The 13,876-nt window shown below is 54.2% G+C and carries 9 protein-coding genes; 7 read left to right on the top strand and 2 right to left on the bottom strand.

The features are described 5' to 3' along the window. Positions 1–15 precede the first annotated feature (15 nt). From ACFOOP_RS01805 to ACFOOP_RS01785, 5 genes are all read left to right on the top strand, one after another. Positions 16–1,710 carry a LamG domain-containing protein gene (locus ACFOOP_RS01805; RefSeq protein WP_379879124.1) on the top strand — a complete coding sequence of 565 codons (1,695 nt, stop codon included), beginning with the start codon at positions 16–18 and terminating at the stop codon, positions 1,708–1,710. Between the two features lie 130 nt (positions 1,711–1,840). Then, the gene (locus ACFOOP_RS01800) at positions 1,841–3,433 is read left to right on the top strand and encodes a peptidoglycan-binding domain-containing protein (RefSeq protein ID WP_379879123.1); all 1,593 of its coding nucleotides are present in this window, start codon (positions 1,841–1,843) and stop codon (positions 3,431–3,433) included. A gap of 69 nt (positions 3,434–3,502) precedes the next feature. Further along, on the top strand, positions 3,503–4,159 hold the full coding sequence (locus ACFOOP_RS01795) for a DUF3558 domain-containing protein (protein ID WP_379879121.1): 657 nt from the start codon (positions 3,503–3,505) through the stop codon (positions 4,157–4,159). A gap of 206 nt (positions 4,160–4,365) precedes the next feature. Next, positions 4,366–5,412, top strand: coding sequence for a hypothetical protein (locus ACFOOP_RS01790; RefSeq protein WP_379879119.1), 1,047 nt, complete (start codon positions 4,366–4,368; stop codon positions 5,410–5,412). A gap of 46 nt (positions 5,413–5,458) precedes the next feature. Next, positions 5,459–6,118, top strand: a complete 660-nt coding sequence (locus tag ACFOOP_RS01785; protein ID WP_379879117.1) for a hypothetical protein — start codon at positions 5,459–5,461, stop codon at positions 6,116–6,118. Between the two features lie 12 nt (positions 6,119–6,130). On the opposite strand, the gene ACFOOP_RS01780 is transcribed toward ACFOOP_RS01785, so the two are convergent. Beyond that, positions 6,131–8,752, bottom strand: coding sequence for a helix-turn-helix transcriptional regulator (locus ACFOOP_RS01780; RefSeq protein WP_379879115.1), 2,622 nt, complete (start codon positions 8,750–8,752; stop codon positions 6,131–6,133). A 391-nt stretch (positions 8,753–9,143) separates the two neighbouring features. After that, positions 9,144–10,289 (bottom strand): pyridoxal phosphate-dependent aminotransferase, encoded by a 1,146-nt coding sequence (locus ACFOOP_RS01775; protein WP_379879113.1) that lies wholly within the window; start codon positions 10,287–10,289, stop codon positions 9,144–9,146. Between the two features lie 1,043 nt (positions 10,290–11,332). Here ACFOOP_RS01775 and ACFOOP_RS01770 point away from each other — a divergent pair. Then, the gene (locus ACFOOP_RS01770) at positions 11,333–12,337 is read left to right on the top strand and encodes a sulfite exporter TauE/SafE family protein (protein ID WP_379879111.1); all 1,005 of its coding nucleotides are present in this window, start codon (positions 11,333–11,335) and stop codon (positions 12,335–12,337) included. A 43-nt stretch (positions 12,338–12,380) separates the two neighbouring features. Then, entirely contained in the window at positions 12,381–13,556 is a 1,176-nt protein-coding gene (locus tag ACFOOP_RS01765; protein ID WP_379879110.1) for a pyridoxal phosphate-dependent aminotransferase, read from the top strand. Positions 13,557–13,876: the final 320 nt, after the last annotated feature.

Raw genomic sequence — 13,876 nt, 5'->3', positions numbered from 1 at the left:
TGAGAAGTGAAGCGCATGAACAAACTTGGATTATACACCGCAGCGGCTCTGGTTTTCACATATGCGCCTGCTGTGGCGCAATCGCCATTGGTTCACCTGCAGTTTGACGGCTCGACGGCAAATAGCGGCAGCGCCGGCGCGGCGGAGCTGATTGTCCCATCCGGCGCGGATCAGCCGAAATATATAGATGGCAAAGCTGGCCAGGCGCTTTCCTTCGGCAAGGGCGGCGCTGTCGCGATCCCATATTATTTCAATCAGGGAGAGCGACCGCAGGCCACTGTTACCATGTGGATTAAGCTTGACCAGGACAGCCCCTATGAGCGGGAACTGCTCTCGCTCGGACCGGGCAACGGCCTCCTCTTTCGCGTGACCGGCCAGCGCAAGGTCAATATGCGCAGTTTCAAGGAAGCCACGCATGATAAATCATTTTCTGTTGGCGAATGGGTTTTCATCGCCGGCGCGGTTGACAATATGGCGGGAACTATTCGCCTTTATCAGAATAATGAGGCTTTTGAGGCGACAGGGCTCGACATCCGAAAGCCTAATTCTCTGGCTGTAAAAGCGCCGGGAGAAGATGAAGCGAAACATCGCATCTTTATTGCAGCCGATGACTTCAACAGCGCTGGAAGAGAGGTGAAGCACATCGCGCTTGACGATGTTCGGCTTTATGATAGCGCGCTCAGCGCTGCGCAGATCGCCGCCATCCGCAATGCGGGGCCGTCCGCAGTGGCGCAAGCGCCGGAAGCGGAAATCGGCGAGACAGAGAAAAACTCGCCAACTGTTGTCGCCGAGATTCCTCAGGATGTGACAAGGCCGTTGCCTGATGCGACGCTGCCGGAAACATTGCCGGAAAATGAAGGCGATGAAAGTGTTGAAACGACGCGCCCGGCTTATCCTGAAATCGCCAAGCTTCCAGATGACGGGCCGGCGATTTCGACAGAGCTCCCCCCAGCAGAGGAGAGCGACGGGGGTGACGCTGCTGGCGGCTTTGCTGGCGTTAGCGACATGACTGGCGCTGAGACGAGCGGCATTAAAGGCGGGCCGATAGACCTCTCAAAACAGCCGCAGGATGAGAAAACGGAAAGCGCGTCCACGGCAGAAGCCGAAGCTGAACAATCAAATCAGCCCAAAGACGGTTATTTTGTTCCCGTCGGCACGTTGCACTGGTCAGGCAGGAGCGGAAAAACCGGCGACATAGAAAAAACCATCGATCTGGTCGGACAGGGCGTCTTTATCAATAAGATTAGATGGGATGAAAATTCCAACCGCCCCTGCAAGATAGAAATTTCCGGCAGCAAAATCTCTACTATGTATGTATCCATTCCATCTGACGCCGTTAAGGCGGTTGCTGATTTTGGATGTTCCGGAGCCGGCCCCGGCGTCTTTTCGAATTCGTCAAGAACGGTTTCCGTGAATGCCGCTAACCCTCTGATGAGTGTGCGGGTCTGCAACAACAACTCCGGCAATGGCCGCATGAAAGGCCTGTCCATAAGAGGCCTTCACATCAACCCTGCTGATAGTGACGCTCTGTCCGCGCCGATCCGCGACACCGAAGAACTGGCGAATTGCGCTGACTGGGATGATACGAAAAGCTGTCCCGCTGGAATGCGCGCTTCAGGCCTGACCGTGATCGCCAGGGATGTCGTCGGGGAAAATCGCGCTGCAATTACAGGACTAAAGCTTATTTGTCGCGAAGTCGGCATCCGATAAGCGCAGGAATGTTTCCATCAACGAAAATTGAGACGTCCGCTTTGAACATCTGGGCGTTAGCATGCGGCATGCGCGCGACGATTGACGGCTTGGTTCTGCTTCAAGCGTCCCGTTTCAAGGAGAATATGACGTGAAGATAAAAGACATCACAGCAATGCTGACGGGCGCCGCTCTTCTAGGGCTGACGTCAGGCGCATTCGCTGAAGACTGGAATGATAAGGTTGTAGAAGACGCTTTAGCCAAATCCGGAGAAGCTGATAAACCTTTCTCCGGCGATAGCGTCGCCGCTCGCCTTTATCAGGAAATGCTGGTTGAATCGGAGCGCACCCAGCGCAGTGGCGTGCGGATCATGGAGCAGACAAAGCTCTTCAAGCATCTTGGACAGCTTCCTCAGGGCGCGTCCCCGAAAGTATATCTTGCGGCTGTTGATCTCCAGACGCCTGACGGCAAAACCTATACTGAAATGGTGCCGCTTTCGCCTGAAGAGGTGGAGAGACTGAAAATGGAAGCGGCGGGAACGGCGCCTGACGAGGTCGCCGCCGCCCTTGACGGGATGTCGAAAGGCATGGTCCTGCTCGGCGAAAGTTTGCGCGCCAGCATAGCGGATTCCAAATATAGCGGCAGTCTGTCTAAGAAAAGCAGCTTCGCCTGGTTTGGAACCGGTTATGGCGGAGGGTTCGATCAAAAATGCGCCGCCTATCTCGATGCTGTTGACCAGGCGCGGGTCAACGAGAAAGCGCGAGGGCAAGGCGACAAATTCAACGATCGCATCACGCAGCAGTCGGTCGGGATCGTGCCTGAAGTAAACGAGGAAACCGGCGTAGCGACATACAAGATCGATCCGTCGGCGATGATGTTGTCGCCGTCATGCGTGCTCGCCGTCGCCGCCGCCGGCATGCGCGAGCCGGGTGATTCTTATAAAGACGTCCGGAACCGGGCCATCGAACAGTTCAACAAAGATGTGAAAGTGCTGGGGCGCGAAACCATCGAGGGGTATCAGACCGACCGTATTTCTATCGATGGCTTGTCTTTCAAGCAGACCGCTGATGACGGATCGGAAGTCATGATCGAACGCCTCGATGTCTGGCTTGATCCCAAATTTCACAAGCGCCGTAAAATGCGCATGGAGGGGGTGATAAAGCAGGATGGCGAGATCCGCGAAATCTTTATAGAGCGTGAGAACCGGGATTATCGCCGGGTTGGGTCGTCTGTCATGTATGAGCCTTACATGGAAATCGTCAAAGTCGGCGGCGTCATGGATGAAAAACAGAAAAAGGAGCTCGCCAAGGCGCAAAAGCAACTTGAAGAACTGGACAAAAAACTCGCGAGCATGCCTGCGAGCCAGCGCGCGATGATGGAGAATATGGTAGGTCCGCAAATCGAACAGCTGCGCAATATGACGGAATCGGGCGCTGTCACGATGGAGATCGTCACCAGCAAGATCGAGATCAATCCTGATCTTGGCGATGACGGCGCGTTTTATGCATTCTTCGGGGGCGGCGCTGGCAAGCTCCCGACGGGAGAAAACAACACCGCCGTCATTCAGGCGATTCAGTTGAATCTTGCAAAGCTCGGCTATGCGCCCGGTTCGGCGACGGGGCAAATGACCGATGCGACCCGAACGGCGATCTCAACATATCAGGCTGATAGGGGTTTGGCGGTTATCGGCGAACCATCACCAGAATTGGCGCAAGCGCTTCAGGCGGATGTAAACGCACAATAAGTGCGAGTGACAAATAAACCTGGCTGGCAAAGCCGCAGAATTAGCCCTTGAACTCGACTGGATATATGTATGACTGATGTGAAATTTATTGTCGCAATAGGCCTGTCGTTAATAGTTAGCGCCTGCGGCGGCAAAGGTGAAACTGCCGCAGAGACTGCTTCAGAAACGGTAACGCCTTCCGTTGTTGCAGAAGCCTATAAGGATAACGGCAAGGGGTTTTTAACCGATGCGCCTGATCCCTGTAATGTTCTTACACGCGCACGGGCGACCGAGGTTCTTGGCCTGCCTTTACACCCTAAGGTCAAGCTGCACCGTGCAGAGGGTCTCGCGGGGGGCGTGTGTTCATGGGATGCAATGACTGGCGGCGCTTCGGTTGATCTGCATCTCAATTTCTATCCCAGAATGAGCTTCGATGCGCAGACGATGTCGGCGGAAGATCTTCGCGAGCGGGCTTCGAAATATCAGGGATTTCCATTGGAAGCGATTGAGATCGTGGACGGGCCGGGCAAGGTCAACTTGATGGTTAGGCAAGACGGTATGTCGATGATGTTGATTTATACCGGATATGGAGAGCGCGCGATGGGCGGCGTGACGCGCATGAGCGAGGCCGGCGTCATGGCGACGATCAATGAGCACAAGCCAGATTCAAAGTATCGCGACGAACAGGTGCAAGCGCTTGCGGCCGACCTTTACACTTCGCTCGAAGGTTTTCTTGAAACCCGGTAGAGCCAGGTTTGCGCTTCGACGGGCCAGTCCCTGGCGCAGAGCGGCGCGCTCGGCCTTCGCCCCAACCCAATGGATGTGGGTTAACTTGAGCGGCATTTTCTGAAAAATGGGGGAGGGCATCGCGTAAATTAAGTGCGCCCTCCCATGTCCCGCGCCCTGCGCGCGCCTACCTTGCCGCCGGTTTGGTTTGTATGGGGAAGGGCTCAATGTCCCATAAGTTGCGTTTTTTCAAGTTTCTCGCTGCGCCTTGCGCGATGGCGGCTTCACAATGCGTTTTGGGCGTGGCGGCGACCGCCCATGCGGCGGCGCTGACTATCGGCGCATCGGTTTCATTGGACGCAAATGTGCGGATTAATAATGGCGCCGTTCGTGACGACATCACTATCCCTATTGGCGTTACAACGGCGCTCTCCGGCTCAGCAGTTAGCGCGGTTGACGATGTGGCCGCTACACACAGCGATGGCTCTTACGTTCAGGTAGGAAACCAATTCACCGATCCGCCGACGCCATTCATCGCCACGGAAGTTGATGAGACCACACAGCCGGATGGAGATAACGCGCGCGGCCTTTACTATGTTGAAGCGACGGTAACGCCTGACAATGATGGCAGACCAGTGTTGTTGGAGCGAACACTGACAGGCACGGCGACACTCGATTTTATCGATATTGCGACCGCAGCAAGCGCGTCAAGCGATTTTGAAATTGGCAGAGATCTGGTGTTGACGAATACGAGCGATACAACAGCTTATGCTTTTGAGATCGCTACCGGCTTTGACATGAGCCTTGCTGCATCAGCGGACGATTTTGGCTCTCAGTCACTCGCCGAAGCTGTGTTTAGCCTTTCTTTTATCACAAGCGGATATGTGGCCATCGACTATCTGGGATCGTCTGGTGACTCTCCCACTCTTGACGACGCTGATGCTGGCGTTTCCGTTGCGAACAATTGCATCGTGGGCGACGCCAACTACAACGCGCTATTTGAAGGCGTCAATTGCCAGGCGAGCGTCTCTGCAACAGGGACCGGGGCGCCGACAGAAGCCTCGCTTGAGACTGTCAGGCAGTTTTTATTCGGTGTGATACTGGCTCCCGGATCGTCCCTGCGACTGAGTTTTTTCCAGTCGCAGCAAACGATGACAAGCTACATCGACCCTTCGGTTTCGGAGGTTCCAATCCCGGCTTCCGCCTTGTTGTTTCTGGGCGGCCTTGGTTTCCTTGCCCGCAGTCAGCGCAAGGCGAAGCCTTTATTCCCGTGAGTTGCTCTCAACTCATGATTTGGATTTTCAAATAAGCAGGGGGCTTATGACACCGCACAGCATTTTTTCAAAAGCGTTCTCCATTGTTGTCGCAATTGGCGTTGCAACCTCGCAGGCGAACGCAGACATACATCGTGGCTGTTCAGGAGGCATCTATTCAGCCTCCGTCGCCTGGGTCAACAAGAAAGGCGACCACATAAAATTTGGCAACGCATCGGCGCCGCCTGCCGAACTGGTGGTCCAACTTGAAGGGCGTGGCTTTTGTGAAGGGCGCGCGCAAGCCGATGAGTGCAGAAAAGACGCCAAGAATGCGATCGTGGCGTGTGGCCGCTGGATTTGGGAGCATCGTTGGAGCTCGACGATGGCGGAGCGTATTGGGGGATGCGTCACCGCATTCAGCGGCTCACGCGCGCAAAGTAAGATCAACGAATGGGCGCGTTCCGACCAGCCTGACGTCAATCTCTATGGCGACATTAAACGCTCTATCGAATATAATTCCTGCTGTGTGCAGCGGCCTCATGCGCAAGATGTATGGAGCAGTGTCAGGCTCAATGTCACTTCGACGAACTCTTCGTCCTGGAACCCGCAAATTAGCTGTGCATATTCAACGGAGTTTTCTACGGATTATCACTCCGACTGCACGGCGCTTCGCGCAGAAGGGCTGTGCGGGGCTGCAAAAACTCCGTCACGGCGAACCAACGGCTAACGCTCAAGGCGCTTACCGTCCTAAGATCCATGGTTCATTCTGAACGCGCAGAAGGACATCAATCCGGTTTGATGCATTGAGCTTGGAAAAGATGGACGAGATATGATGTTCGATGGTTCGCTTTGAGCGCGAGAGCTGATCGGCGATTTCCTGATTATTGGCGCCGTCTACGATCATTGCGAGGATTTCTTGCTCTTTTTTCGTGAGTCCGAGTGGGTGGGAACGGGCAGCGTTATATGGGCCGCGTTGGGTCTTGAAGTGTTTTGCGTCGAAACCGGCGTTAAGCGCGGCGGTCCGGGTCTTCATCATCAGAGGTGCGGCTTGTATTTTTTTTGATAGCGCAAATCCGTCTATCAGGCTTTCTTCCGTCTTTCCCTCACTCAACATGGCGGCGGCGAGATATGGGGCTCCTAAATCGAGGAACATCGTCGAAGCCTCGGGCGCATTGCCCTCAAAGTAAGTTGCATAAGGAGCCGGCAATGTTTGTTCTGATGCTCGTGGGATGGCGCATCCACACTTTGAACTCCAAAACAGGAACTCACCGTATAACCATTCGCTTACCGTCGCCGCAAAGTCTGGCGCCATTGCATCAATATGTGCCGCAGCGTCGTCGTAGCGGTTATTCAGCCAGGCCTGTTCGATGTAAGCGATGCGGAGCGGCGCTATATATTGGATTTCATCGGTTTGAAGTGCGCGTTCAAACGCTTCATCAAGCGAGTGTTGTGCATTGTCGTCTCCGATACGAAGTTGCGCTTTTGCAAGAACGATTTGCGCAGGCAAACGCATCAGCAGCGTTTGATCTTTTCGGGAAAGAACGCTTTCGGCGATCGACACTGCCTCCTCAAAGCGCCCCTCTTCCAGGCGTAGCTGAGCGAGGCGCCCTACAAGATAGAATGTCCATGAGTCTAAATCGTGTTTTGTGTCAAAAGCGATACCTTCATTCAAGACGCGCTCAGCCAGCTCGAACTCCATGAACTCGACTGCGTATTCTGCGAGATTTGTGTATACGCGGGCAGCGTCTTCGTGGAGGTCATGGGCTTTGGCGAGAGAAAGGCTTCTCTCAAGATCATCAAGACCTCTTCGGTCGCCCAGGAATATTTTTGCGGTTCCGATATTGTTAAGAGCGTGGGCTTGTATATCAGGGCCATCGATATTGCTGGCGGCTTCCAGCGCCTTCTGTCCCCATAAAATAGCATCATTCATTCGGCCGTTGAGCATATGTATCTGTGAACGCAAGCTTAGCGCCAGCGCCTTTTCACGAGACGGCGATCCGTCTTCCAGAATGCGTACGGCTTCGTCAGCATAGCGGTTCGCTTGTACGGCTTCTCCCTGATACCACAGCAGCCGGGAAAGCCAGCGCAGATTGTCGCCCACTTTCTCCGTGCGGCCTAGTGCGCGCCAAAGTGTAATTGCATGACGGCGCGCTTCAATGACATCTTCATCAATACGAAGAGAAAGACCCGCCTCGTAAGCCCATTTTTCATATAGAAAGGCGGCTTGCTCTGGCTCCGCGTCATCAACAAATTTCAGTGCAGTCGCCAGGTGTGCCGCCGCCTCGCGATGGGATCCCGCTGTGGCCGCCTGATCCGCCGCCGCTGGTGCGTATTTCAGTACAGCCTTTGCGTCCCCTGCGCCTTCAGCGTGATGCACAATTTGTGAAGCAAATTTTTTCTCAGGCTCTTTTACAAGTTGGCTTAACAATGCTTCATGAAGCCTGCGCAACTTGCCGGAGGAAAGGCGAGAAAGGGTGGCAAGCCTTGCAAGTTCATGGCGAAATCGCAATGCGCCATCTGCATCAAGCTTTAAAATATTTTTGCTGAGACACGCCATCGCCAGATTTCCTGCATCCGGCATGCAATGTTCGACTATTTCCAAGTCTACTGTCCCTGGAATGATGCTAACGAATTCAACAAATTCGCGCTCCGCTTCCTTTAGGCGATTTAGTCGAGCATTTACAGTTTCCTTGATGGAAATAGGAACGCTGCGCATGTCCTCTGACGGAAACGCCAATAATTCTGAAAGAAAAAACGGGTTTCCGCCTGTAACTTTCATCAAATGGTTGATGTCATAGACGGCCGATGTGTTTAGCGTTTCAACTGCCGACTGCGAAAGCGGCGAGATTTTGATACGGGTAATATGACGTGACTGAAGATCACCGAATACGGTTTGAACAGGGTGGGTATGGTCGACCTCATCATCCCGAAAAGATGCGATCAAGACCGTGTTCAACACTGGTATGCGTCGGGCGATATATTTGACAAAATCCAATGTGGCGTAATCCGCCCAGTGAATATCCTCAATGACGAGAATTTGTGGGACTGGCTTACTGAGTTCTGAAAGCAGTGCTGGGAAAAGCGCCGCTGAATTCGCCCCGCTTTCGGCTAGTGCGCGGGTTTTTTCACAAAGGGCAATAGCAATATCATAGATTGGGCCTAGTGTTTGGGGGGTGTACAAGGCGTCACACATTCCCCAACAAATTCTGGCTTCTCCATGTTTGTCGGCGAACTCTCGCAAGAGGGATGTTTTACCCACGCCTGCTTCGCCGGACACCAAAACTACAGACCCGCGTCCGTTTTTCGCTTTGTCAAGGCAATGTTGTAAGGTGGTTAGCTCATTGTCGCGTTCGAGCAGCATGATTGGGCACCTTAACTTGGTCAAGATAAGCGTATTTAGGCGCGGAGCCTAACAATGTGTATCCACGAAGCAAGGTTTTGGGAGGACGGCGTTTGTGAGTGAAAAAAAAACGGGAGTGATTACCGCTAAATCCGGGTGTGCGCCTTCAGTGCACTTTATCTGGCTTGGCGCTGGTATAACATAGCTCAAGCATCTCAAATATCAATTGTACAGTGCTTTGGAATATAAGTACTGGAAATAATGATTTCAATTTTCATACCGTAGAGCCAGCGGTTCGATTTCAACCGCGCCTACTGTTAAGTCGATTGATGCTGCATTTTGCCTGCATCAGGCGAGGGCGTCTCGCCATCACCTGATGCTATGTTCTTCTGCTCTTGTTAAAACCAAAGGCTTAGACTCCAGCGGCCTCCGGCAGGAAGTTGCAGAAGCGTTCCACATCTTCCAGTTTGCCCATGGAAACGCGGGTCCAGTCCGTGTAATCCATATACTGCCCACGGACGATGATTTTTTCATTCTCCATAACTTTCTGCACTTCGTTCGCCGGCTTTCCGGATTTGAAGTAAACAAAGTTGGTTTGTGATGGCAGCGTTTCCATGCCGAGTGAGGCTGTTTTATCCATTATCGTTTGCCGGGCTTCGATAATTTTCGATTTTGAAAAGTCCAGAAATGCGTGGTCATTATAAGCGCCGATGGCGGCGGCGAGGCCGGTGCCGGCGATCCAGGACATCGCCGTCCCCCGGATTTTTTCGGCGGTTTCTTCCGAAGAAATCGTATAGCCGACGCGCAGGCCCGCCATGCCATAAATCTTGGAGAAAGTGCGGGAGACGATCACATCGTCGCCCTTTTTGATTAGATCGATACAGGTGTTGCCGTCCGGATCGTCGGCGAGCTCCATATAGGCTTCGTCAACCAGCACGGTGGTTTTCGCAGCCATGCGCTTGACCGCGGCTTTGAAGGTTTTCGAATCAGAGACAAGGCCGGTGGGATTGTTCGGATTGCAAAGCTGGACCAGTCCCGTGCCTCCAGTGACCGCCGCTTCGATGCCGGCGAGATCCACCCCCATATCCTCGGTAAGCGGAACGCGCTGGATTTCTGCCATGCCGAGGCGGGCGGCGTAAAGCGCGGTCGTGTCCCAGAAGAGACGCGGTGCCACGATCGGACCTTTCGGTCCGTAAAGCACGGCGATGGCGGAAAGCGCCTCGCCTGAGCCGGTCGTGATGACGATTTGTTTGGGATCGACGCCATGGCGTTCGGCGATCATCTCCGCAAGGGTGATGTTGGCTTGTCCGGGATAATACGCACCTTTCTTGCCGGCATATTCCACCATGCGAAGCGCAGACTCTGAGGGACCATAAGGGTTTTCGTTGCGGGCCAGCAGCGCAATGCCGTCATCTGGTCCAAGCAGCGCATGGTCAAGATGCAGCGCCTCGGGTGGAAATGCTTCTTCCTTTTTCGCCGCGACCGCACGGGTGGCGCCCGCCAGCGTCGCGCCGGCGGCGCCGGTTAGAATAAGGCGTCTTGAAAGTTCTATCGACATGAATGGAAACTCCTTTGATCTTGGAAGATGGGTGACTTGGCTGTGTGAACGCGCCGCATACGATAGACGGAAAGGGCAATTCTGTTGGGAGGCTGGCGCCTGTCGCCATAAACCGCCGACATGGGCTGGTTTGCGGTTTCACCATTTGGCTGTGATGGGGCCGGGCTGTGATAGCTTACAAAAGAGGGGCGATGTGATGCGCAGAAGGCGGGCCCATTTCCGAATGTAGGCGTCAAATTGCGTCCCCTGTATTGATGCAGGGTTTGCACCCTGGCAAGCGCCTGCGCCCCGCAACCGGCAAACGCCTGCAAGTTTGTGTTTCCTGCCCTGTTTTTTTGATTTCCTTAAATCTTATCGCAACTCCGCAAAAAATGCATCTTCTTTATGAAAATTTTTGGAGTCGGAAATTCTCCTTCGGAAGGCGCTCCGTATAAAGAGGGTATGTTGCGGGGTTTAGAGCCGCGCTGGATTCGTTCAGGCGATAAATGTCGAAGTCGTGAGCCAAGACTGCCTCGTCTTTAGATGATCCCGCTAATTATTTATCCGGTAGGGGCGTGCGGCGCCCGGGCATGTTCACGAATCGATTTGCGCCGGTGCCTGATCTTGGCGCTGATGCGGCGCGGCCTGATTCTGAAGCGCTGGACTCGCGGGGGCGTAATATCATCAGGAGTTGCATGATAAGTGCGCGGGTTTGGAGTATATAATTTAATCCGCACCCTGAAAGCAGTTGTCGCGACAGATCGCCGTCGTAGATTCGAACAAACTTGAAACTTATAAATTCCTGCGCTACGACTTTGTAAGCGGTCTTCCTTTTTAAAAAATAAGCACCGCAATCTCTGGGATGGAAATGTCTTCAAGCTGGCGCGCGATTGTGTGGCGCTGGGCTGCGTTCTTTTGGCTCATCGCAACAACAGGCTGGTTGTTTCGGCGCCAGTGTTGCGGCCGCACATTGCTGGGAGGTCAGGGAAGCGGAGTTCTCTTTGGCTGTGATGCCGGTGAAGATGATGGCTCGATTGCGAAGCAGGTGAGTGGAAGGAAAAATAATGGCCGGGCTCGATTGGGCTGAATTTTTACCGACCCTTCTGGCGATGTTGGCGGCAGGTCTGTTTGCGGGTTTTGCGGCCGGCATTTTTGGAATTGGCGGCGGGTTTGTTGTCGTTCCGGCTCTTTATGCGATCTTCACCTTGATGGGCGGCGATCCGTCTGTGACGACCCATGTGGCGATTGGCACCTCGCTCGGGACAATTATCGTCACCTCCTTGCGGTCGGTCCAGGCTCATGCGCGACGCGGCGCTGTCGATTTTGAGGTTTTAAAGACCTGGGCCCCGTGGATTGTTCTTGGCGTTCTTCTGGGGCTCGTCTTGGCGAAATCCATTGATGGCCAATCGCTGACCCTGGTCTTTGCAATCGGCGTCTTCATCATGGGTCTTTATATGATGTTCGGCCGTGCAGGCGCGCTGAAAGTCGCCGACACGATGCCGACTGGCTGGCTGCGGGCAGTGCTGGCGACTTTTGTCGGATCTTTCGCCTCACTGATGGGCATCGGCGGCGGCACGTTCGCCATTCTCGTAATGACGCTTTTTGGCAAGCCGATTCACAGTGCGATTGCGACTGCGGCCGGGTTCGGCTTTATCATCGCCGTGCCGGGAGCGATCGGTTTCGCCATTATCGGTCAAGGCGTCGAGGGGCTGCCGCCCGGTTCGATTGGTTACATCAATGTGATTGGCCTGCTGACCATAACGGCGATGACCGCGTTGACCGCGCCGGCGGGGGCCTATGTGGCGCACAAGATGAATCCCGCCCTCTTAAAACGCGTCTTCGCCACCTATCTTTTGTTTACAACGGGCGTGATGTTTTTTGACGCCTATCAAGCGCGGATCGAGCCGGAGCCGGGGACGCCGTATTTCGCGGAGGCGGCGACGCTGGAGCATTTCGATAGCGCGGTTTCAGAACGAGAATATCAGGCTCTCTCGGGCGCGCCGCCCGAGGAAGGGTTGTCTTATTACGAAGCGACACGCGGTTCTGATGGCGGGGGCGCATCAGAATAGGGCTGGCCGATATGGTGAGAAGAAAACAATGAGGGGCTGAAGAATGGGGCTGGCTAAGCAAGGCGCCGCGACGCCTACACGACGGAATTTCGTGCGAGCGACTGCGCTGGCGGCTTTGTCGCCTGCTCTTGCTCCCGCGATGGCGCAAGGGGCGCCGGCGCCGAAATCGACCCCGGCCAAGGCGGCTCACGCTCTAGGGCCCGGTTTTGGTCCCGCGCCTGGGGTGGCGCTCCTTTCCCGAAATGAAAACCCATACGGCCCGAGCGAAAAAGCGATCGCAGCAGGCTGTGCGGCGACCGAACAGGGCGCTTATTACGCGGACAGATCACTCTTATATCTTGTGGATATGATTGCGGAACGAAATCGCATTCCGCGTGAGTTTATCAGCGTCAGCGCAGGCTCCGGTGAGGGGTTATGCGCGGCAGCGCAATCATGGACGCGCGATGGCGGCAAAATCGCAGCGCCGGCTCTGTTCTGGGATACAACTGTCAGATATGCCGAGCGGCAGGGCGCGAAAATCGTCACGGCGCCGATGAAAGATGATCTAGGCGTTGATCTTGATGCTCTGGAGTCGATTGTCGATGACGACATCAGTCTGGTGCACATCACCAACCCCAACAATCCCACAGGCATGCTTCTTGACCCGGCCGAACTGCGCGCCTTTATATTACGCGTTGAGAAACGTGCGACGGTGTTGGTCGATGAAGCATATAATGAATTGACGGATATTCCCGAAGCGGCGTCCATGATCAATCTGGTGCGCGACGGGAAGAACGTGATCGTCTCGCGCACTTTTTCCAAAATCTACGGCATGGCGGGATTGCGTGTCGGTTATTTGATGGCGCGCGCTGATATTACGGCGCGCATCCGCAGCAACATCATGTCCTGGATTAGCGGGCCGGGCCTCGCCGCAGCTATCGCCAGCTATGACGATGACGAATTTCTGGCCGAATCGAGAGCGAGAATTATCGAAGGGCGGGACATGGTCGTCGTCGCCGCGCAGTCTCATGGCCTTGATTGCCTTCCCTCGCAAACAAATTTTGCTTTCATCAATGTCAAAGGCGACGCTGATGTGTTTCGGGACAGAATGGCGCGTGAGCGCATTTTTATTCGCGGCGCCTATCAGGGCTTGCCGAACTGGTCGCGCGTTTCGATGGGGCGAATAGAAGATTTATCGCGGTATGTGTCAGCACTGCCAAAGGCTATAGCTGTTAAATAGATCAGATTGCGGCGCTTGCCGCATCATGCATGTGTTTGGCATTTTCGCCTAATATATGGGTGATATAAAGCGCGTCAACGCTGAATGCTCTTTATACAGATATTGCTGTGCATTTTCTTGTTGCAGATGAATTACCTTACTGTGGCGATAAAATCTCACGAAGCGGCAATTTTAAAAAACGGTCAAAAAACTGTTGCAAAGAATATTGATTTGCTTTCACCTGAAAATACAGACGTGTGCTGATTAAAAAATTGGCGCCCGGCGAAATATTCTCTTCACATGCCTGGGTCTCCGGGTGTTCGCGGTGAATAGAAAAAGTT

It is taken from the genome of Hyphococcus aureus (assembly GCF_042643165.1).
Lineage (GTDB): Bacteria > Pseudomonadota > Alphaproteobacteria > Caulobacterales > Parvularculaceae > Hyphococcus > Hyphococcus aureus.
Note: the sequence above shows the minus strand (reverse complement) of the source record. Positions and strands in the feature narration are given on the sequence as shown.